Genomic DNA, 19806 nt, shown 5'->3' with positions numbered 1-19806 from the left:
GGCGGTGTGTGACTATCCGGGGCGTGGCGTTGGTCGGCCTGCGGGACGAGAACGTGTCGGCGTTCGCGGACGGGCGAGAGTGGGGCACGGTCGGCGCCTACGAGGCGGTGTCGGCGGTGGCCGAGTTCGCCGTCGACCCGGGCGCCGGGGCCAACCGAGGGATCGTCGACCTCGAGCGCGCCGCCGGCCCGGATGGGCTGGCCCGTTTCGACGCCGACCTGCGAGTACTGCGCCCGCGCGCCGGCGGCAACGGCGGTCTGGTCCTCGTCATCGCGAACCGGGGCCTGCTCGGCGGGGTCCCGTTCTCCGCGGGCGCGCCCACCCAGCTCGTCGACCTGGACAGGCTCAATCCGGGCGACGGATTTCTGCTCGCCCGGGGCTGGACGATCGTCTGGTGCGGCTGGCAATGGGACGTGACGCGCGGCCGCGCGAGCATCGGGCTCACCGCACCGACGGTCGACGTCGGGCCGGGATGGCTGCGGGTCGAGTTCCGTCCGGACACGGACCAGCCAGACCATCCGCTTTCCGACTCGTCGCAGTTCTTCACCTTCGCAGACCTCCCGACCGTCGACGTCGACGACCCGGACGCGTTCCTCGCCGAGCGGCTGGCCCCCGACGGGGCTCCCCGGCCGGTTCCCCGTGACCGGTGGCGGTTCGTCGACCCGACGACGGTGGCGCTCGACGGCGGGTTCCGCGCCTTTCACTGGTACACGCTGACCTACCGCACGTCGCTGTGCCCGGTCACGGGAACCGGACTGCTCGCGGTCCGGGACACGGCCTCGTGGCTGCGCCGCACGGGCGGCCTGGCGCACGCGTTCGCGTTCGGCGTCTCCCAGTCCGGCCGGTTCCTGCGGCAGTTCCTGCACGAGGGCCGCAACGTCGACGAGGCAGGCTCGGTTGTCTTCGACGGCGTCTTCGCACATATCGCGGGTGCCCGGCGGGGCGAGTTCAACCACCGATACGCCCAGCCCTCGCTCACCCACCCGTCCGGCTTCTCGAACCTTCCCCCGTATGACACGACCAGCCTCCTCGCCCCCGCCCGCGCGGCCGCAGTCGCGGCCGGCAGCGATGCGGCGAACGACGACGCGGCGGGCAGGGGAGGGGCGGGCGACGGGACGAGGAGCGGTGAGGCGTCGAGCAGAGGCGAGGCGTCGAGCAGAGGGGCGGGCGTCCCCGGCGCGGTGCCGAAACTGTTTCTCACCAACAGTTCCTGGGAGTACTGGCGCGGCGACGGCGCGCTGGTGCACATCGACCCGGAGACCGGCGAGGACCTGCCGGACGACCCGGACACGCGCGTATACCTGCTGCGAGGCACGGACCACTTCGGCGCGATACCGCTCAAGGAGTTCATGCCGGCGGCGAACCCGACGCACACACACGACGTCGGACCGATTCTGCGCGCCCTGTTCGTCGCGCTGGTGGAATGGGTCCGCGTGGGCGTCGACCCGCCGGCCAGCGAGGTTCCCCGCTGGCGGGACGGAACGGCGTCGACGCGCGACGCCGTCCTGAAACGGTTCGCGGCCGCGGCCGACGGCGCTGCCGTCGCCAGCGGCGCTGCCGCCGTCGGCGACGGTGTGCGGATCCCGGATCTCGGCGCGCTGAACGTCACCAGGGACATGGATCTCGGCCCTGACGCGGGACGCGGTGTCGGCCGCTGGCCGCCGGTGTTCGGCGCGGCGAAGCCGGCGGTGGTCGCCGCGGTCGACGCGGACGGCAACGAGACCGCGGGCGTCGCGCTACCCGTCGTCGCGGTTCCGGTCGCGGCCTACACCGGTTGGAACCCGCGCCGCCCCGTCGACGGACTGCCGAACCCGTTGTACGAGTTCCTCGGCAGCAGACTGCCCCTGCTCACCCGCCCGGTGCTCCCGACGCGCGATGCCTACGAGTCGGCGGTCCGTGCCGCCGCCAGGCGGCTGGTCGAGTCACGTTTCCTGGTCGCGGACGACGTGGAGCTCGTCGTCCGCGAGGCGCTCACCGTCTATGACCGTGCGGGTGTCTAGGAAATCGTCGAACGGACGCGGCCCGGGTATGCGCGGTACGGGGGGAACCATGCACACCCGGGCCGGCTGGCGGCCAAACTACACCAGAACCATCGAGGAGGTTGACCGGCGCCGCTGACCGACCGTTGTGGCCGGGACTCCGAGCCTCGGCGGCACCCACAGAGCCTCCGGTGGCACCGGGCGTCAGCGGCGCTGCGTGTGCACGGCGCCGGGCCCCGCCGCTGGTGGTCAGGCCCGTCCTGGACGGGCTGTCTTCCAGGACGGGGCGGCACCTCTAGGACGGGGCGGCGACGCTCGCGCGCTGGGCCAGGAGGGTCCGCTCGTTCTGGCGGACCTCGACCGCCAGGGCGAAGTCGCGGTTGTCCAGGGCCTCGTCCTTCGCCTCACGCAGGGCCGCTATCTGGGCGTCGAGGTCGCCAGAGACCGAGTCCAGCAGAGTTGGGCCCGGATAGGGCAGGACGCGCAGCGCGACCAGCGTCCGCCGGCGTGCCTCGTCCCGGTTGAGCCGCAGCCGGTCGAGGATCTTGGCGCCCTCGCCGCCGTCCTCGCGCAGCAGGCTGAGCAGGATGTGCTCCGGGCCGACGTAGGAATGCTCGGCCGCCTTCGCCTCGAGCCGCGCGCGTTCCAGGATCCATTCGGCCCGCTGGGTGAAGGACAGGCGGCGGTCGCGGCGAGCCTTCCCGCGCACGGCGGCCGGCCTCGTCAGGCCGCGGCCGACGATGGCCTCGACCTCGGAGCGGGCGCGTTCCAGGGTGACGCCGAGGGAAGCCAGCACCTGGGTTCCGGCGCCGGCGCGCCGGTTGAGCAGGGCGAGCAGCAGGTGCTCGGTGCCGATCTGGTCGTGGCCAAAGCCGAGGGCCTCCTCCTGGGCGACAATGAGCAGACGGCGGGCAGGGTCATTGAACATGTCATGCATCGGTGAGCTCCCCGGTGCGGCGTCCCCCCGACCGCCCCATGGCAATTGATCATCTGTTGTTATTCCATTCTCCTGGACGGCGGGGCCCCGTGTGGGCGGTAAGGCTGAAATGCCCCGCCTCAGACGGTGTCGAGATGTGGCCCAGCCGAGTCGTTCGAGGGCGGGTCCGACGGCGGTCTGGCGGTGCTGGTGGACCGCCCGCGCGATACCGTTGATCGCATGACGTCACCCGTAGACAAGGGGGCTGTGCTCCGCATCGCCCCATGAGCGGCGCATCCGTGCGTACGCCGGCCGAGCTGCGCCGGCTTCGCCGCCAGCGGCCGCATCACTGCTGGAACCACCTGGTGGCCGCGCCGTTGTGGCCAAAGCATGGCGTCAATCTGGGCACGCTGCTGCGCACCTGCGACGCTGTCGGGGCCTGTCTCGCCGTGCCGCGCCGGCCGTCCTGGATCTCCGAGGCGCTCGCCAAGGGAAACACCCTGCGCCACCGGTCATGCGTGCACCGCGTGGCTGATCCGCTCGACTGGCTCGCCGCCCAGCGCGCCGCCGGAGCGGCGATCGTCGGAGTGGAGCTCGCGGAGGGCTCGATCCGCCTCGGCGACCTGCCGGCGGCGGGCGGCCGCACCGTGATGGTGCTCGGCCACGAGGGCACCGGAATTCCCGACGGCGCCATGCCCCTGCTGGACACGGTCGTCGAGATCCCCATGGTGGGCACCGGACATTCGCTGAACGTCGCCGTTGCCGGCTCGCTCGTCCTCTACCGCCTCGCGGGCCTCCTTTGACGCCTTCGCCCCGGCGGGCTTCGCCCTGCCGGACGCCACGATCAGGGGCGCGCGCCGCGACGCGTCCGCCTTCCGGTGGCTCGCTGGACTGATACGCCAAGTAGTTGTGTGCATACGGCTGAGGTGGCCGCTGGCGGGTGATCGGGGGCGGGCCGGTGTGGATCGCCGAGCCCGCGGCGGGTGTCCGCCAGCTCGGCCTCTGCCCGGACGGCGATGTGTGGCAGGCAGGCGTGCCTATACACCCGCTGATCCAACACACATAGATGGCGTTGCTGTGAAGCGTGTTGGTTCAGCGTGCCGATAGGCGTGGCGACGCACCACGGTTCGGTCTTTGGCGAGCTCCTCGGGCGCGGGCTGACCAGCATTTCCCTGCGGGTGGGCGGTCCGAAGAGGCGGCTACGGGCGTAGGTCCCGGTCGCCTCGGTGGTCACAGCCTGTTTTGCCGGCCCGTGGCGACCGTCGCGGCCATGGCCGGGCCAGCCGAGACGGTCGGGCCAGCCGGCGAGGTCGGGCCAGTCGAAGCGGTCGGGGCGGTCGGCGTGGTCGGGCCGCGGTGTTCCTGACGTCGTTCCTGGCGTCGCCGACGCCAGCGGAGGGGGATCGGCACGGTTCGGGTCGTCGAGCCAGACAGGACGCCGCCGACGACCAGTGCGGCGCCGGCGATCTCGAGCGCGGTGACGTGCTCGCCGAGAACAAGGGCCGAGGTCGACAGGCCGACGACGGGGACGAGCATGGAGAACGGTGCGACGAGCCCGGCGGGATGCCGCGCCATCAGCCAGCTCCAGAGACCCGAACCAAGCAGGGTGCCGATCAGCACGGTGTAGGCGAGCCCGACCAGCGCTCCGAGCAGGTGCCCCGTCGTGGAGAACGCGGCGCCGATCCGGTGCGGGCCCTCCACCAGCAGCGAGAGGCCGAACATCGGGATCGGCGGCACCACCGACATCCAGAGGGTCAGGTGGAACGGGTTGGATGCCTTCGCCCGGGCGTTGCAGATGTTTCCGATCGCCCAGCCGAATCCGCCGGCCAGCACCAGCAGGAACGGCCCGATCGCCGCCGTGTGTGACCGTTCCCAGCCGACGACCGCGAGCCCGAGCACCGCGACCGCCAGGCCCGCGAGCCGCCGCGGCGTAACCCTGTCGCCGAACAGCGACACCCCCAGCAGCACCGTGAACGGCGCCGATGACTGAAGCACCAGGGAGGCAAGCCCTGGCTGGATCCCCGCGTGCATCGCCCAGTACAGGAACAGGAACTGCAACGTCCCGAAGCCGAGGCCATAGCCGAACAGCCACCGCGCCGGCACCCGCGGACGGGGCACCAGTAGCAGCGTCGGTACCGCGATGATGGCGAACCGCGCCGCGGCCAGCAGGAACGGCGGGAAGTGTTCGAGCGACGCGTCGATGGCGAGGAAGTTCAGGCCCCAGGCGACCGCGACGATCAGGGCGAGGAGGCGGTGACGGGGCGGCATACCGCGACTGTCGCGGACAACGAGCTGTAAGAACAAGTGAAACTAATACGTATATACCTGTAGGTCTCCTACAAGGTCGGTAGTCTGGCGGCGTGGACGTCCGCCATCTGGACCTGCTGTGCGAGCTCGCCGCGCGCGGCAGCGTCACCGCGGTCGCCGCGGCCACCCATCGCACCCCGTCCGCCGTCTCCCAGCAGTTGCGCACCGCTCAGCGCGAGTTCGGCGTCCGGCTCGTCGAGCCGCACGGCCGGGGGATCCGGCTCACCGAGGCCGGCCGGCTGCTGGCCGACGCCGGCCGCGACGTCGCCCGGGTACTGGCCGAGGTGCAGGCGCGGTTCGACGAGTTTCGCGGTGAGCCCGCCGGCGTCGTACGGGTGGCCGCCCTTCCGAGCGCCGCGACGTTCCTGCTCCCGGACGTGCTGGCCGAGCTTGAGACGACGGCGGTCCGGCTGGAATGCGACGACGTGGACCTCGCCGAGCACGAGTACGCCGCGCTGGTGACCGACTACGACATCGTCATCGGTCACAGCCTCGGGAAGGGGCCGCCGCCGGGCGCCGACGGCCTCGTCACCGTGCCGCTTGCCCGTGAACCGCTCGACATCGCGATGCGCGTCGGTCATCCGTTGGCCCGCCTGGAGCAGGTGGCGGCCGACGACCTCGTCGAGGTCGAGTGGTACGGCGTTCCGGTCGGCTACCCGTTCGACACCGTCCGGCTGGCCGTCGAGGAGGTGACCGGGCGAGGCGTGTCCGTCGTCCAGCGGCTGCGCGACAACCGGCTGGTCGAGGCCCTTGTCGCCCGCGGCGACCGGGTCGCCGTCCTGCCGCGCTACACCACACCGACCGGCGGCGCGATCACCTTGCGCGAGATCGCCGGCATCGAGACCGCCCGCTACCTGATCGCGCTGCTACGCCCCGACCGCGCGGAACGTCTCGTCGTCCGCCGCGCCCTCGCCAGCTTCCGCCGCCACGCCGCCACCGTCGCCGGCCGCCCTACCTAACGGTCCCGCCACCGACAGGCGGCCGGCGACAAGGGCGTAGACGCACACCGGCAATCCCTTCATGCAACTCAGCGACCACCAGTGACGGCGCATCAGCGCTGTGCCAACCTAGCCACCTCGTCAGCCCGGACTCAGCCGAACCACCGTCATATGCCAGTGCCCGGAACCACGTGGGGAGCAGGGTCCTGCCGGATCACGAAGCCGGGGTTCCTGCCGGATCGCGAAGCGATCTGGAGGTCTGCTGGGAGGTCTGGGGCGCGGAGCTCCCGGCCGCGGGAGCGCTCAAACCTCGATGGGCGGGAGGAGGCCGAGGCTGGCCGTAACGGCGCCGAGCTCGAAGCGGCTGGTCACGTTGTGCGCCTCGTAGAGGTCGGCGACGTCCCGGCGGACGGTCCGGATGGTGACGCCCAGCTGGGTGGCGATCACGTGGTCGGTGTGGCCCTGCGCCAGCAGCGCGAGCACCGCGTTCTGGCGGCGCTGCACGGCGGGGTCCGCGGCGGGCGGGGGCGCCGCCAACGGCTGCGCGTCGCGGTGAATGCGTTCGATCATGTCGGCGAGGATGGCGAGCAGGCTGGGGGCCTCGACGACGAGCGCCCCCCGGTCCAGGTTGTCCGGGTCGACCGGCAGGATGGCCGCGCGGGCGTCGGCCACGACGGCCCGCATCGGCACCTGGGTGCTCTGTCGGACCCAGCCCAGCGGAGGCAGCCGCCGCGTCCCGCTGGCCGCGCGGGCGGCCGCGACGTACTCGGGCGCCCACACGGAGGCGACCCGTACCCCACGCTCCACCGCGCGCGCCATCCCCCACACCAGGTCCTGGATGTACTGGACCTGCCCCGGGCCGGCCGGGCTTGGCCCGCCGAGCAGGAAGTGCACCTGGGACTCGGCGTTCTCGACCAGCTCGGCGATCTTCAGCAGGATCTGGTGGTGATCGAGGATCGTGACGACCCGGTCGTGGGGGCCTGGGCGGCGCCGGCCGGCCAGGTAGTCCGCGAACAGCCCGCTTCGGTATAGCGCCGCGCGCTGTTCGACCATGACCGAGCGGGTGGCCTCCAGCTCGACGCGTTCGGCCGCGTGCTCCGCCTCGAGCACCAGCGCCGGGTCCTGGGCCTCCCACGTGTCGCCGACGAGGCGCAGCAGGCCGCGCTGCGTCTGCCGGTGCACCTCGGCCTGGACCTGTGCCACCGGCCGGCCGACCCATTCGGCCAGCGACTCGATGTCGGAGTAGCGGTGCCCGGCGGCCGCCCGGTAGACGGCGACGCCGAACTCGTCGAGACCGAACAGCTTCTCCAGCAGCACCAGGCGTCTCCCTCCGTAGGTGGCACGGCACGGGTTCGAGGTGGGGCGGGGCGGGACGCGGGAGGACTGTTTCGGCCGGTCCACGACCGGCGTGGCTGCCCCGCTACGCCTGGTCGAAGGGCTGTGCGGGGCAGGCTACACCAAGACACGAGTACGGACTATCCAGGTGAGGGGGCTTCAATGACCCCAATAGGACGCGTGTCCCACATAGGACGGTCCTCGCTGACCCCTATAGGACGCGTGTCCCACATAGGACCGTGCCAGCTGACCCCTATAGGACGCATGTCCCACATAGGACCGTTGGCTCACCTATCGGCGCCGTCCGGGGCGGGCTAGCTTTTGCAACGCCGCCGGAGCTCGGGACGGCACCCGCAATCAATGGCGACAAAGGGGTGCCGCCTCGCCGCAGCCACGACCCCCTCCGTTCCTGTCGGTGCCGTCGGTGCACCCCCCTCCTGTGCCGGCGCGGCTCCGGCGGCCCTGACCCACCCGCCCGCAATGCCCACCCCGTCGAATTCCGATCCCACCCCTCTGGGCCCCGCTACTCCGATCACGTCTCACATCCTGACCCTGTTCTTCACCCACTGACCCGGGTCCCCAATGTCGTCGTGCCGCATCCGCCGATGGGAGCGAGATGGAGAACTGGCCGGTTCGGTACCGGCTGGCGGTCGCGCTGGTCGTGCCGCTGCTGGCGCTCGCTGGGCTCGCCACGCTGCTCGTGACCGGGCAGGTGGGCGCGGCGCACGCGGCGAGCCGCAGCGAGTCAGCCGCTCAGCTGACTATCAAGGTGAACGCCCTGGTCCGGGCGTTGTCCCAGGAGCGTTACGCGTCGCTGTCCTACATCGGCTCGGGCTACCGGGTCCTGCAGGCGGAGACGGTGGCCGCCCGGCCCCAGGTGGACCGGGCGTACGGCGACGTGAAGACGTTCGCGGCCTCGCTGCCGGACGACGAGCGCCTGCGTGCCGCCGTGACGACCGCTGAGACCCAGACCGACAAGCTGGTCGCCGAACGCCGCAAGATCGACGCGCACCAGTACGCCGTGGACGCCGGCCAGAACCTCTACAACGGCATCGTCCGCGCCTGGCTTGCCGTCACGCCTGCCCAGTCCGGCGTCGGCACCACCGACCCCGAGGTGGTCCGCACCGTCGCGGCCCTGACGGCGATCAGCAACGTCACCGAGCAGTCCGCCCAGCAGCGCGGCTACGTCAGCATCCTGGTGATCCTCAAGCATCTCGACTCCAACAACTTCGGTCTCATCCGCGCCGCGAGCGGCGCCGAGGCCGCCTGGGTCGGCCAGTTCGACGTCTACGCCGACGCCGGCCAGCGCCAGCTCTACGACCAGGCCGTCGGTCCGACGCTCGGCCCGGTGACCTCCCTGCAGGACCGCGCGCTGCGCGAGGCGCAGAGCGAGCAGCCGGTCGACGTCACGCCGACCGACTGGCTCGCCGCCGCCAACGCCAAGATCGACCAGCTGCGCAACGTCGAGGCCCAGATCACCCAGGACCTGTCGGACCGCAGCAGCGCGCTCGTCTCGACGGCGCGGACCCGAGCCTGGCTGGCCGGTCTGCTCGCCGGGGTCGTGATGATCCTGACGCTCGCGGTGTCGGTCATGATCGCGCGCCGGTTGGCCCGGCAGCTGCGGGCGCTGCGGGAGGACGCCATCGACATGGCCGAGCAGCGGCTGCCCGCGGTCGCCGCCGCGATCCGCGACCGCAGGCCGGTGGACGCTGACATCGGCCGCGACGACGGGACGCGCGGTCCCGCCGACGAGATTGGCGACGTCGCCCGGTCGCTGCGCGAGGTGTACTCGGCGGCCGTCCAGTCGGCGACGGAGGTCGCGGCGCAGCACTCGCTGTCGGCCTCGATGCGCAACCTGGCGCGGCGCAGCCAGACGCTGATCCACCGCCAGCTCAAGCTGATCACGGACCTGGAACGCGACCAGCAGGACCCGGACATGCTCGATCGGCTGTTCCGGCTCGACCACCTGGCGACCCGCATGCGCCGGGAGGTCGAGGGCCAGATCGCCCTGTCGGGCGGCCGGCCGAGCCGGGTGTTCCGCTCCCCGGTGAAGCTGGTCGACGCGCTGCGCGCGGCGGTCGCCGAGGTGGAGGCGTACACCCGGGTCGAGGTCAGTACCACGATCGACATCCGGATCGTCGGCCCGGTCGTCGGCGACGTCATCCACCTGCTCGCCGAGCTGGTGGAGAACGCCACCCAGATGTCGCCGGAGAACACCGTGGTCACGGTGTCCGGGAGCCCGGTCGGCACCGGCATCGCGGTCGAGATCTCCGACCGTGGCATCGGGATCCCGACGAACACGATGACCGAGCTCAACGCCCGCCTCGCCGACCCGCCGCCGTTCAACCCGGAGCAGCAGGGCGACAAGCTCGGCCTGTGGGTCGTCGCGAACCTGGCGGCCCGGCACGCGATCGACGTGCAGCTGACCCGCAGCGCCTACGGCGGCGTCACCGCGGTAGTGCTGCTGCCCTCCGAGGTGCTCGTCGACGACAGCACCGCGGTGCCACCCGTCGTCGACGACCCGCTGCGCGCGGCGCTCGACCGGATCTCCGCCCTGGAGCGCCTCGACGCCGTCGGGGTGGGCTACGAGAACCCGTTCGCGGTGAACACCGGCGGTCTGGCCACCACGGGGGCCGCGGCGAACGGCGACGACCTCGCGGACGACGGGGCGTACCTCGACGGTCTCGACGTCGGCTACGACGCGGACCCGTCACAGGTCCTCAGCGTGCGCGAGAGCTTCTTCCACCCACCGCCGCGCCGCGGCGACCACCTCGGATCCGGCGAGGGCATCCCGAACGGCGCCGGCGGCCCTGGCCCGGACGGGGCGGGCTCCGACGAGGCGGACGAGGTGGGCGCCGGCACGACGGGTCCGACGCTGTTCGACGCGGTCCGGGCGGACTGGGGCAACACGCTCGAGCTGCCACCGATCACGGTCGGCTCGCCGGGCCCATCCACCCAGCGCCCACCGGCCCCGCCCAACAACCCGCCAGCCCCGCCGCGCACCCCGCCACCGTCGCCAGTCCCGTCGGCCGCGTCGGCCCCACCGGCGTCGACCGCGCCGCCCCTGCCCGCCAGGCCGGCCGCGCCGGCGGGAACGAGGCCGCCGGTGCGCCCGGCGGCGCCGGCCGGACTGTCCGCGCCGAAGATGCCGCCGCCGGCGGGACCGGGCGCGTCAAGGCCGGCCCCACCGCCGTTCGCGCCGCGCCCGCAGGCTCCGCCCACCCCGGTGGGCGCGGCCGGCCCGGCGGGGCCCCCGGCCATGGCGGGAGTGACCAGTCTTGCCGGAGCGGCCGGCCTGGTCGAGCCACCGCTCGGCCACCTGCCGCACCGCCGCCGCGGCGAGCACCTGTCCGCGGAGCTGCGCGGCGGCCGGCGCTCGGCCGCCCCGGCGACGGCGAGCGCCAAGAACGCCAAGAACGCCGGGCCGGACCCCGAGAAGGCCCGCAACCTGGTGACCTCATTCCGGGCCGGCTTCCGTCAGGGCCTTCCTGGCGACGACGAAAGGATGGGCGATGCCTCCCACCGGTAATCTCGGATTCCTGCTGAACGATCTGGAGAGACGTATCTCCGACGTTCAATGGGCGGTAGCACTGTCCTCGGACGGCCTGCAGCTCGCCCGTTCCTCCGGGCTTTCTCGGGAAGGCGGCGACCACATCGCGGCGGTCGCGTCCGGATTCCGCTCGCTCGCGCTCGGCGCGTCCCGGTACATGAGTGGCGGGGACGTCCGCCAGACGATTGTGGAAATGGACGACGGCTACCTGTTCGTCGCCGCGATCGGCGAGGGGTCCTGCCTGGCGGTCGCCGCCTCGGCCGCCGCGGACCCGGGGATGATCGCCTTCGAGATGGCCAGACTCGTGACGCGCGCCGGCCAGGTCCTGACCCCGCCGATGCGCGTCCAGGTCTGACGACGGGGGGTGCGCCGTGCCACGGGACGACGAGGAGCTGCCCGACGAGGCAGCCGGACCGGTCGTCCGCCCGTACGCCGTGACCGGCGGGCGTACCCGGCCTCATAGCGCGTTGGAACTGGTCGCGCTGGTGGCGACCACCACCCGTGGGGTGGCCGTCGCGCGGCGCCCACCTGCCGGCATGCCCCCCGAGCAGCGTGAGATCGCCTTCCTGTGCCGTCAGCTCCAGTCCGTCGCCGAGATCTCGGCGCGCCTTGACCTGCCGCTGGGTGTCGCCCAGGTGCTCGTCGCCGACATGGCCCGCGACGGTCTCGTGGTCGTGCACCGGCCCGAGCGCCCCGACTGGCGGCCCGATTCCGAACTGCTCCGAAAGGTGCTCGATGGCCTTCAGCGGCTCTAACGGCCCGACCCGCCCGGGTGGCCCCCCGATCGGCCCGGCCGGAGGGGAGGCCGACCCGGACGTCACCACCACCCCGTTGAAGATCATCATCGCTGGTGGCTTCGGGGTCGGTAAGACAACGTTCGTCGGCTCCGTCAGCGAGATCCCGCCGCTGACGACCGAGGCGCACATGACCGCGGCGAGCGTCGGCGTCGACGACACCAGCAGGATCGCGGGGAAGACCACGACGACCGTCGCGATGGACTTCGGTCGGATCACGCTGCCCGAGCAGGACGTCGTCCTCTACCTGTTCGGCACCCCCGGCCAGGACCGCTTCTGGTTCATGTGGGACGAGTTGACGCTCGGCGCCGTCGGCGCGGTCGTGCTCGCCGACACCCGCCGCCTGACCGACTGCTTCGCCGCGATCGACTTCTTCGAGGACCGGAAGCTGCCCTTCGTCGTCGCCGTCAACCAGTTCGACGGCGCCCTCGTCCACCCCGTCACCGACGTGCGGAAGGCACTCGACATCGACCACCCGGTGCTCATCTGCGATGCCCGCCACCAACCGTCCACCCGGTCGGCGCTCATCGCCCTCGTCCGCCACGCGCTGGAGGCGACCCTCGCCGAAGAGGCCCGCGCCGCCCAGTCCCAGCCAACCCCGCAGAGAACGTGACACCAGGAGTGGGCCCCCGGGCGCGCGAGGCCTCGTCGTCGCCGCGCACCGTCTGGCTCTAACCCTCGAGGGAGGGCGAGTAACGATGAAGCCGCCGACACGGTCGATGCCCATGGCACCGCCGGTGATGCCCGAGTACCCCGCGCTACCGCTGACGCTGACCGTCATCGAGATGGAGGTCGACGTCGACCGGGCCCGGTTGATCGACGCCGACGAGCCGGGCGGCGACGCGCTGCCCGCCGTCGTCGTGCGGATGCCGGCCTACGTCGCGGGCGCGCTCGCCAAGGTGCTCGACACCTGGGCGATCGTGTGCCAGGCGGCCGGCTCCGACGACACGACCGAATGGGTGAGCGCCGCCCACGCCCTCCTGCTCGCCGGCCGAGAGGCCGCCGACGGCATCCCGTACCCCGAGCTGTCCGACCTGCGCCATGCCATCCCGGACACCCTCGCCGGGTACCCCGCCGACGGCGCCGTCGCCGCTCCCGTCGCCCCGCTGCTTCCGCCGGTTCTGCCGGTCCCGCCGGTTCCGCCCGTCCCGGCCATCCCGTCGCCGCCGTCGGCCGCCGGGATGCCCGCCGAGCCGGCGGCCTCGGTCGGCCGCGCGGACGACCACCGCGTCACCGGCCGGCCCCTCGGTCAGCGCGCCCCTGCGGCTGTCGAGCCGCCGGCCGCCGGCCGGCGCGGCGACGGCCGCCGAAGTCGCCAGGGTCCCCGAGGGCGGGCGCGGGACGGCCACGGTCAACGAGCCGCGCCCGGCCGCCAGCGCCGTCGACGGTCGCCGCGTCAGTGGGCTCACCGGCCCGCACGGCGGCGGCGACGCCGCGAGAAGCCCCGTCGCCGGCACGCTCGTAGACGGGCGTCGTTCCGGTGACGAGTGCGCGTGACCTGCGTGTCGACCCCACGGTCGCCGCGCTGCTGCCAACCGATCTGCTCGCGGCCCTGCGCCGCGGGCCGCATCCCAGCACCTATCGGTGCCCGGTCTGTGAGGGCGAGGGCGATCTCGCGATGGGTGACGCGACGTCGGTAGTGCTGCGCCGCTACCCGCACCGTTTCGTGCGGCGCATCCAGCTCGTCCACGCCGACTGCGCGCAGTCCACGGTCACCGTCGCGCCGCCGGTCCTCGCGGACGCGGAGCTCGCCGCCAGCGGGTCGAGCATCGTCTACGCGGACCTGCTGGGCATCGGCACCGCGGCGCTCACCGGCTGCCGACCGCAGCCGCTCCTGTCCGTCGACGATGACGACGACCTGATGACGACCGACCCACGCGCCTCCGGCGATCCGGGCCGGCTGCGGCCAGGGGAGCTCATCGACCCGGCGGTGTCCCACGCGCTCGCGACCGGGCTCGCGCTGCACACGTCGCTGCGGGTCGACCCGCCGTTCGTGGCCGGCTGGACCGTCCGGATCGGCCCGACCCTGCTCGACCTGATCCACCCGAGGGCCGACGGGCGGCAGGGGATCGAGCGCCTGCGCCACACGATCCCGGCGGAATGGCGTGCCGCAGTGCGGGCCGCCGGGAACCAGGTGACCCTGCTCGTCGGCCGAATGGGCCTGTCCACCGCCGTGCGCGCCCCGTACCTGCCCGCGCCCCGCCCGCCGTCACCAACCCCGCCGTCCCCATCCTCGCCGGGCGGTCCCTCGACCGTCCCGGCCCGGCGGCCCGCCAGGCCGCGCGTCGCCTCGGCGACGTCGCCGGCGGCCACGTTCGCGGTCCTGTCGGCCGTCAGCGCCGGCCGGGTCGCCGCCGGCCGGGTCACCGTCGCCTGGGCAGGCCCGGATTGAAACCCACCGACGTGCCCATGGCCAAACGGGCCTCGACGCCGCGCGCGCCGGCCAGCGCACCACCGCGTCCGGCCGCCGGGCGGCCACCGCTCGCGCCCGCCGGCCCGCCACCGCTGGCGCCGCGACGCACCCGCCGCGCTCCGCTGTTCCTCGTCGGCGGTCTGGAGGGCCCACCGCATCCGGGCCTCCCGCTCGCCGGAGCGCTCAGCATCAGCACCGTGTGCCGCGGGCTCGACCTGCCCGGCCGGGACGGCGCCCGCCCGCCGCTCGACGACGTGCGCGCGATGGCGGTGCACCTGCTGCCGGCGGTGCTGCTCGACCAGCCGGGAGGCGGCCCCTACCAGCTGGGCGGGTACGGGTTCGGCGGAGTCGTGGCCTACGAGCTGGGCCGGCTGCTGCGCGGCCTCGGCCAGCAGGTGGCCCGGGTCTTCCTGTTCGACGCCGCGCTGCCGCTGCCCGGCCAGGACCCGCCGGCCGACAACCCGACGTTGGCGGTCCGCGAGCTCGCCCGGATGCGCCACGTGGCCTGCGTCTGGCAGGGTGCCTGCCGCTGCGGCGTCGACCACGCGGTGCCGCTCAGCCTGCAGGGCGCCGCGATCGCCCGCGCGCTCGGCGGCACCGACCCCGACGGCTACGAGGACCATCTGCTCGCCGCCGTCGACACCTACTCGGCCGCCGTGCGCGCCTACGCGGCCTACCGGCCGCCGCCGTCGGACCTGCCCGTGGTCCTCGTCCGCCCGGCCAACACGGCGAACCCGTGGGGCCTGCCGTCCCAGCTGCGCCTGTCCGCGTCACCAGGTCTCGGTTGGGAGAACGCGGACATCGCCGACCTGACGACCGCCGTCATCCCGGGCGACCACATCACGATGTTCGCCAACCCGTACCTGTGGGACGTCGCCACGATCGTTCAGCGTTACCTGCTCGTTCCCCAGCCCGGCCCGCGCTCCAGGCCCGCCCCCCGCCCCGCTCCCGTCGCGCCGGTCACTCCGGTCACTCCAGTCGGGCCGGTAGCGCCGGTCGGTGCGGTCGGTTCGCTGGCAACTCCCGCGAGCCCGCCGCCGGCTCCCGCGGGCCCGACGGCGCCGCCGACGCGCCCGACGGCGCGGCCTGGCCCGATCACCGTCGCCATGGCCACGGCCACGGCGGTACCGGACCGGAGTGGTGATCCTTTCGTGGTCACGAGCCAGTCGCGGCGATCGTCCGCGCAGGTCAGCCCGCGGTTGGGGGGTTGGCCTGCGCCGGGGTGACGGGGTAGGTCGCGGCGAGCGCGGCCCAGCCCTGCGGGACGGCGCCCAGGCCGGCGCCCGTCTCCGGGTTCCAGTACTCGGCGAAGCCGGAGACGAGCGCGGCGCGGTGGCTGGCGTCGGCGATCGCGTCGGCGAGCGTGTTCGCCTCCCAGCGGCGGGCGGCCTGGTGGAGCATGTAGTTCAGCTGTGGCCAGGCGGGGCCGCGCCAGTACTGCTCGGGCTGGTAGCGGGGATGGTCGGCGGGCACGAATCGCGAGCCGAAGGGGGCCGCGTAGCGACCGGTGTCCTCCGCCTGGGCAAGCGCGAGCCGGGCCCGCTCCGGGTCGGCGGTGACGAGGGCCGGCATGAGCCCGTCGAGCGTCGGCAGGGCGGCGCTCGGGCCACCGCCGACGATCGGCTTGTCCACCCAGTGGTGCTGCTCGGCGTCCCACAGGATGCCGTCGATGGCCGCAGCCAGCCCATCGGCACGGCGGCGCCATTCCTGCTTGCCGGTGAGCGCGGCGAGCTCGCCGGCCGCGTGCGCGGCGAACGCGTTGATGGCGGCCGGGGCGACGACGAACTCCCGTGACCAGACGGCCGCGCCCTCCTCGTCGAACTTCGTCGCCTCCGCCAGCTGGTGGTCGAAGATCGTGTACGGCAGCCGCGACCAGGACGACCGTCCGATCCAGTCGTCGAACCGTGGCGAGTCGTCCGACCCGGACTCCCACGGATGAACGATGAACAGCAGCCCGTCCGCCGTCATCCGCTGGTTCCACAGATAGTCCAAAGCGCGCTCGATCCGCTCGAGCGTGCCGGGCACGAGCGTCAGCCCGCGCGCGGTGAGCACTCGGGCGGCATGGGCGTAGATCGGCGGCTGGGTGTAGGAGGAGCGGTCGGCCAGCGGGCCGCTGCCCTCCGACGGCTCGGCGTAGCGCATGTGCGGGACGAAGCCGCCGGGCAGCTGCGCGTCCAGGCACGAGGCGAGCTCCATCGCCCCGCGCGGGTCACCGAGCGCGGCCCACGAGATCGAGTGGAAGCACGAGTCCCACAGCCACAGGTGCGGGTACACGTCCGGGTTCGGCACGCAGTAGCCATCGCGCCAGCACTGCTCCAGCACCGCCGCCGCACCGTCGTGCACACCCGGGACCATGCGTATCAGGCTAGCCCTCCCAGCGGGCCGTACCCTGACGGCGCCGTAAACGCCCGGCGACGGCGCGGCCGGACGAAACAAGGCGAGGCGAGGCCGGTGACGCTCGCCAGCCCGGTGCCGCCAAGTCCCGCTCGATGACGTTCGATCCGGCGGCTCTCCGTGGCGTCCGGTGGTCAGCGACTGTCTGACGGTTACCTACGGGGCGGCTCGCCAGCGGTTTTGGGCCGTGGACCGAGGGACCAGGCCGCGAGAGCGCCGGTGGCGCCCGTGGCCACGCCGGCTGTTCGCTCGGCGCGCCCGCATGATCGTGCCCGTCGTTGACCTGGGCCCGCGGGCGCGGCTAGCGTCGGAGGCGTCCTCGGGTATCTACCTCCAGCGTCGGAACGGCGGCCCGGTTACCCAGCCCCGGTCGCCAGCCCTGGCCTCCCAGCCCTGGTCACCCAGCACCGACCTGGAGACGCGATGGACTCCACCGCCGTTCCCGCCATTCCTGCCGCGCGGGTACCCGTGCTCGACCTTCCGGCGACCACCGCCGACACCCTGGTGGACGCGCTGCGACGGAACTCGTGCGTGTTCCTCACCGGCCTCGACGAGTTCTCCACCGGCGGCTCGTTCGGCGCTGACCTGACCGCGATGCTCGAGGCGTCCCAGGAGTTCTTCGCCCTCGAACCGGAGCAGAAGACGCCGGTGCGCTGGCCGGGCACGGGGGAGTGGGCCGGCTGGCAGCCGCTCTACGAGGGCGGCCCGGACGCGCTGCTGCTGGAGCGCTACGAGCTGGCGCTTCCCGATCCGGCGGCCTATGCCGACGATGCCGGGTGGGCGGCGTCGTTCCCCCTGTGGCCGAAGCGGCCGGCGCGGCTGACGGCGAGCTGGACGGCGTACTACCGGACGGCGCGGGCGCTGACGAACCGGCTCGTCGAGATGATCGGCGAGGCGCTTGGACTGCCCGTCGCGGACCTGCCCGCCTGGACGACGCGGCAGCACTCGAACCTGTGCGTCAACCACTACCTCGCCCAGCCGGAGGCCCCGGCTCCCGGCCAGACGCGGCAGCGCCCGCACGCCGACATCGGCGGGCTGACCCTGCTCTGGGCCGACGGCCGGTCCGGGCTGGAGGCTGCGCTCGGCGCGGACGGCGCCTGGGTGCCGGTCGACTTCCCGCCCGGCGCGATCCTGCTGCAGGCCGGCGACCTGCTGCACCTGTGGACCCGCGGCCAGATCCCGAAAAACCTGCACCGGGTCGTCAACCCGCCGCGCACTCCCGGCGCCGCGCAGACCGACCGCTACTCGGTCGTGTTCTTCCACCACCCCGACCTCGATACCTGGGTCGCCCCCGCGCTTCCCGCGTCCCCCGAGCGGACCGCGGCCGGCTCACCCACCGAGGACTCCGACTGCGCTGTCGAAGGCCGCTCCGCCACTGAAGGCCCGGGCGTAGGCGCCCGCGACCATGTCCTGGCCCGCCAGCGCGCCGCCTACACCCTCCCCTGACCCCCCAAGCCCCGCCGCGGGCGGCGCGCGAGACCCGATCGTGGCGGATGAGCGTGTCTCTACGCTCGTTCATCCGACACAGTGGCGAGGCATGCGGTCGGACTGTGTGAGATGGGCAAGCCCATGGGCTTGTTGAGATGACACGGTTGGGTCTCGGCGCGGGGGCATTGCTGTCGCTTGGCTGGTGGGCAGGCCCCCCGGCAGCCCGGCCGCTCCGCGAAAAGGCCTCAGGAGCCCGTACAGCCGTGTCCGATTCGTGGCGCACCGTAGCGGGGGTGCGGGGTCGGTCGACTGCCGGCCGTGGACTGCCGGTTGTAGTACCGGTCGGTCAGTCTCGCGGCGGAGCGGCCGCGCCCGGCGGAGCGGCCGCGCCCGCCCCGGTGGCGGCGGCCGTCGGGACGGCGGGCCTGCGGCGGCGCAGGGTTGAGCGGACCAGGAGGCCGGCGGCGAGTGCCCAGAAGGCGGCGCCGACGCTGGCGAGGGTGATGCCGCTGGCCGCGACGACGAAGGTGACGATCGCGGCCTGGCGGTCGTCCGGGTCGGCGAGGGCCGAGGTCAGGGACGAGGCGAGCGTGCCGACGAGGGCGAGGCCGGCGACGGCGGTGGTGACACCGGCGGGGGCGGCGGTCACGACGGTCACCAGGACCGTCGAGCCCAGGGCGAGGACGAGGAAGGTCCAGCCGGCGAGGTGCGCGACGAGCCAGCGCCGCTTTGGGTCCGGGTGCGCGTCGGGGCTCGCGGCGAGCGCCGCGGTGATCGCGGCCAGGTTGATCGCGTGGCCGCCGGCGAACGCGCCGACGACGGTGGCGACCCCGGTCACCGTCATCGACTCGCGCCAAGGAACGGCGTAGCCGTAGGAGGACAGCACCGCGACGCCGGGGACGTTCTGCGAGGCCATCGTGACGACGTAGAGCGGGATGGCGAGCGACAGCACCGAGGCCCAGGTCAGCGTCGGCGCGGTCAGCTCGACGCGTGGCAGGAGCGGCCCGTCGAGACCCCCGTGGCGGCCGAGCCAGATCCCCATGGCCACCACGGCGGCGGCGAATGCCACCGGCACCGCCCAACGCGGCGCGAGCCGCAGCAGCACCAGCCACGCCACGACCGCCGGCGCGACGAGCGCCGGATGGTCGACCAGCCCGTGGACCGGCGCCAGGCACAGCGTGAGCAGGATGCCAGCGAGCATGGCCTGCGCGATCGGCGCCGGGATCGACGCGATGAGCCCGCCGAGACGTGGCCACAGCGCCGTGAGCAGGATCAGTCCGCCGACGACGAGGAAGGCCCCGACGGCGGCCGGCCAGCCGCCGTCGACCGCGCCGGTCGAGGCGAGCAGCGCCGCGCCCGGGGTCGACCAGGCGAGCAGCACCGGCATCCGGTGCCGGCGGCTTAGCCACAGGGTCCCAAGCGCCTGGGTGACGGTGACGGCGAGCAGGCCCGAGGCTGCCTGCGTCGGGCTGGCCCCGACCGCGCGCAGCCCGGCCAGCACGACGACGGACGCGCTCGCGAACCCGACCAGAGCCACGACGACGCCCGCGCTGACCAGGTGGACGACCGGTACTCCGTCGACGACCGGCACTCCCGGAGCTGCGTGGTCGCCCAGCCCGGCCCGGTCGGGCAGCTCGCCCGACACGCCGGTCGTTCTGCCCGGGCTCGCTGTGTCGACGGCATCGACCGTGTCGGTTGGGCCGCTGGGCGCGTCGAGGTAGTGCTGTTCCATATACAGAACAGTACCTATCG

The 19806-nt window shown here is 73.4% G+C and carries 16 protein-coding genes; 11 read left to right on the top strand and 5 right to left on the bottom strand.

The annotated features are described in order from the left end of the window. Nucleotides 1-23 precede the first annotated feature (23 nt). Entirely contained in the window at nucleotides 24-2000 is a 1977-nt protein-coding gene (locus FRCN3DRAFT_RS55345) for an alpha/beta hydrolase domain-containing protein (protein WP_007517580.1), read from the top strand. A 274-nt stretch (nucleotides 2001-2274) separates the two neighbouring features. On the opposite strand, the gene FRCN3DRAFT_RS0225745 is transcribed toward FRCN3DRAFT_RS55345, so the two are convergent. Further along, on the bottom strand, nucleotides 2275-2916 hold the full coding sequence (locus FRCN3DRAFT_RS0225745; protein ID WP_007517582.1) for a Clp protease N-terminal domain-containing protein: 642 nt from the start codon (nucleotides 2914-2916) through the stop codon (nucleotides 2275-2277). Nucleotides 2917-3179: 263 nt separating this feature from the next. Between FRCN3DRAFT_RS0225745 and FRCN3DRAFT_RS0225740 the strand changes: the two genes are divergently transcribed. After that, a complete protein-coding gene (locus FRCN3DRAFT_RS0225740; protein ID WP_027140935.1) occupies nucleotides 3180-3698 on the top strand; it encodes a TrmH family RNA methyltransferase in 519 nt (172 codons plus the stop codon). A gap of 427 nt (nucleotides 3699-4125) precedes the next feature. Here FRCN3DRAFT_RS0225740 and FRCN3DRAFT_RS0225735 read toward each other — a convergent pair whose 3' ends face one another. Further along, nucleotides 4126-5163 (bottom strand): EamA family transporter, encoded by a 1038-nt coding sequence (locus FRCN3DRAFT_RS0225735; RefSeq protein WP_007517589.1) that lies wholly within the window; start codon nucleotides 5161-5163, stop codon nucleotides 4126-4128. A gap of 92 nt (nucleotides 5164-5255) precedes the next feature. Between FRCN3DRAFT_RS0225735 and FRCN3DRAFT_RS0225730 the strand changes: the two genes are divergently transcribed. After that, nucleotides 5256-6161: a LysR family transcriptional regulator gene (locus tag FRCN3DRAFT_RS0225730; RefSeq protein WP_007517590.1), complete on the top strand. Its 906-nt coding sequence runs from the start codon at nucleotides 5256-5258 to the stop codon at nucleotides 6159-6161. A 282-nt stretch (nucleotides 6162-6443) separates the two neighbouring features. On the opposite strand, the gene FRCN3DRAFT_RS46280 is transcribed toward FRCN3DRAFT_RS0225730, so the two are convergent. After that, nucleotides 6444-7457 carry a helix-turn-helix transcriptional regulator gene (locus tag FRCN3DRAFT_RS46280; protein ID WP_007517594.1) on the bottom strand — a complete coding sequence of 338 codons (1014 nt, stop codon included), beginning with the start codon at nucleotides 7455-7457 and terminating at the stop codon, nucleotides 6444-6446. Nucleotides 7458-8091: 634 nt separating this feature from the next. Between FRCN3DRAFT_RS46280 and FRCN3DRAFT_RS57210 the strand changes: the two genes are divergently transcribed. From FRCN3DRAFT_RS57210 to FRCN3DRAFT_RS46265, 7 genes are all read left to right on the top strand, one after another. After that, nucleotides 8092-11004 (top strand): sensor histidine kinase, encoded by a 2913-nt coding sequence (locus FRCN3DRAFT_RS57210; protein ID WP_051466371.1) that lies wholly within the window; start codon nucleotides 8092-8094, stop codon nucleotides 11002-11004. Continuing rightward, nucleotides 10988-11380: a roadblock/LC7 domain-containing protein gene (locus tag FRCN3DRAFT_RS0225715; protein ID WP_007520785.1), complete on the top strand. Its 393-nt coding sequence runs from the start codon at nucleotides 10988-10990 to the stop codon at nucleotides 11378-11380. The genes FRCN3DRAFT_RS57210 and FRCN3DRAFT_RS0225715 overlap by 17 nt, the downstream gene beginning before the upstream one ends. Before the next feature lie 16 nt (nucleotides 11381-11396). Then, complete coding sequence (locus tag FRCN3DRAFT_RS0225710) at nucleotides 11397-11780, top strand: DUF742 domain-containing protein (RefSeq protein ID WP_007520783.1); 384 nt, start codon at nucleotides 11397-11399, stop codon at nucleotides 11778-11780. Continuing rightward, a complete protein-coding gene (locus FRCN3DRAFT_RS0225705; protein WP_007520782.1) occupies nucleotides 11761-12432 on the top strand; it encodes a GTP-binding protein in 672 nt (223 codons plus the stop codon). The genes FRCN3DRAFT_RS0225710 and FRCN3DRAFT_RS0225705 overlap by 20 nt, the downstream gene beginning before the upstream one ends. A 112-nt stretch (nucleotides 12433-12544) precedes the next feature. Next, a complete protein-coding gene (locus FRCN3DRAFT_RS49830) occupies nucleotides 12545-13303 on the top strand; it encodes a hypothetical protein (protein WP_051466370.1) in 759 nt (252 codons plus the stop codon). Then, complete coding sequence (locus FRCN3DRAFT_RS0225695; protein ID WP_007517404.1) at nucleotides 13300-14211, top strand: hypothetical protein; 912 nt, start codon at nucleotides 13300-13302, stop codon at nucleotides 14209-14211. Before FRCN3DRAFT_RS49830 ends, FRCN3DRAFT_RS0225695 begins: the two co-directional genes overlap by 4 nt. Nucleotides 14212-14228: 17 nt before the next feature. Then, nucleotides 14229-15458 carry a thioesterase domain-containing protein gene (locus tag FRCN3DRAFT_RS46265; protein ID WP_007517402.1) on the top strand — a complete coding sequence of 410 codons (1230 nt, stop codon included), beginning with the start codon at nucleotides 14229-14231 and terminating at the stop codon, nucleotides 15456-15458. On the opposite strand, the gene FRCN3DRAFT_RS0225685 is transcribed toward FRCN3DRAFT_RS46265, so the two are convergent. Beyond that, nucleotides 15421-16587, bottom strand: coding sequence for an MGH1-like glycoside hydrolase domain-containing protein (locus FRCN3DRAFT_RS0225685; protein ID WP_007517400.1), 1167 nt, complete (start codon nucleotides 16585-16587; stop codon nucleotides 15421-15423). The two genes, FRCN3DRAFT_RS46265 and FRCN3DRAFT_RS0225685, sit on opposite strands and share 38 nt — an antisense overlap. Nucleotides 16588-17049: 462 nt before the next feature. Between FRCN3DRAFT_RS0225685 and FRCN3DRAFT_RS0225680 the strand changes: the two genes are divergently transcribed. Then, nucleotides 17050-18072, top strand: coding sequence for a 2OG-Fe(II) oxygenase family protein (locus FRCN3DRAFT_RS0225680; RefSeq protein ID WP_007517398.1), 1023 nt, complete (start codon nucleotides 17050-17052; stop codon nucleotides 18070-18072). A 328-nt stretch (nucleotides 18073-18400) separates the two neighbouring features. Here FRCN3DRAFT_RS0225680 and FRCN3DRAFT_RS46260 read toward each other — a convergent pair whose 3' ends face one another. After that, nucleotides 18401-19786, bottom strand: a complete 1386-nt coding sequence (locus FRCN3DRAFT_RS46260) for a benzoate/H(+) symporter BenE family transporter (protein WP_007517392.1) — start codon at nucleotides 19784-19786, stop codon at nucleotides 18401-18403. Nucleotides 19787-19806 lie beyond the last annotated feature (20 nt).

The organism is Pseudofrankia saprophytica (assembly GCF_000235425.2).
Lineage (GTDB): Bacteria > Actinomycetota > Actinomycetes > Frankiales > Frankiaceae > Pseudofrankia > Pseudofrankia saprophytica.
Note: the sequence above shows the minus strand (reverse complement) of the source record. Positions and strands in the feature narration are given on the sequence as shown.

Coding starts and splice junctions, on each gene's coding strand:
- FRCN3DRAFT_RS0225745 (WP_007517582.1), bottom strand. CDS start 2,916: ATGCATGACATGTTCAATGACCCTGCCCGCCGTCTGCTCATTGTCGCC.
- FRCN3DRAFT_RS0225740 (WP_027140935.1), top strand. CDS start 3,180: ATGAGCGGCGCATCCGTGCGTACGCCGGCCGAGCTGCGCCGGCTTCGC.
- FRCN3DRAFT_RS0225735 (WP_007517589.1), bottom strand. CDS start 5,163: ATGCCGCCCCGTCACCGCCTCCTCGCCCTGATCGTCGCGGTCGCCTGG.
- FRCN3DRAFT_RS57210 (WP_051466371.1), top strand. CDS start 8,092: ATGGAGAACTGGCCGGTTCGGTACCGGCTGGCGGTCGCGCTGGTCGTG.
- FRCN3DRAFT_RS0225715 (WP_007520785.1), top strand. CDS start 10,988: ATGCCTCCCACCGGTAATCTCGGATTCCTGCTGAACGATCTGGAGAGA.
- FRCN3DRAFT_RS0225705 (WP_007520782.1), top strand. CDS start 11,761: ATGGCCTTCAGCGGCTCTAACGGCCCGACCCGCCCGGGTGGCCCCCCG.
- FRCN3DRAFT_RS49830 (WP_051466370.1), top strand. CDS start 12,545: ATGGCACCGCCGGTGATGCCCGAGTACCCCGCGCTACCGCTGACGCTG.
- FRCN3DRAFT_RS46265 (WP_007517402.1), top strand. CDS start 14,229: ATGGCCAAACGGGCCTCGACGCCGCGCGCGCCGGCCAGCGCACCACCG.
- FRCN3DRAFT_RS0225685 (WP_007517400.1), bottom strand. CDS start 16,587: ATGGTCCCGGGTGTGCACGACGGTGCGGCGGCGGTGCTGGAGCAGTGC.
- FRCN3DRAFT_RS0225680 (WP_007517398.1), top strand. CDS start 17,050: ATGGACTCCACCGCCGTTCCCGCCATTCCTGCCGCGCGGGTACCCGTG.
- FRCN3DRAFT_RS46260 (WP_007517392.1), bottom strand. CDS start 19,786: ATGGAACAGCACTACCTCGACGCGCCCAGCGGCCCAACCGACACGGTC.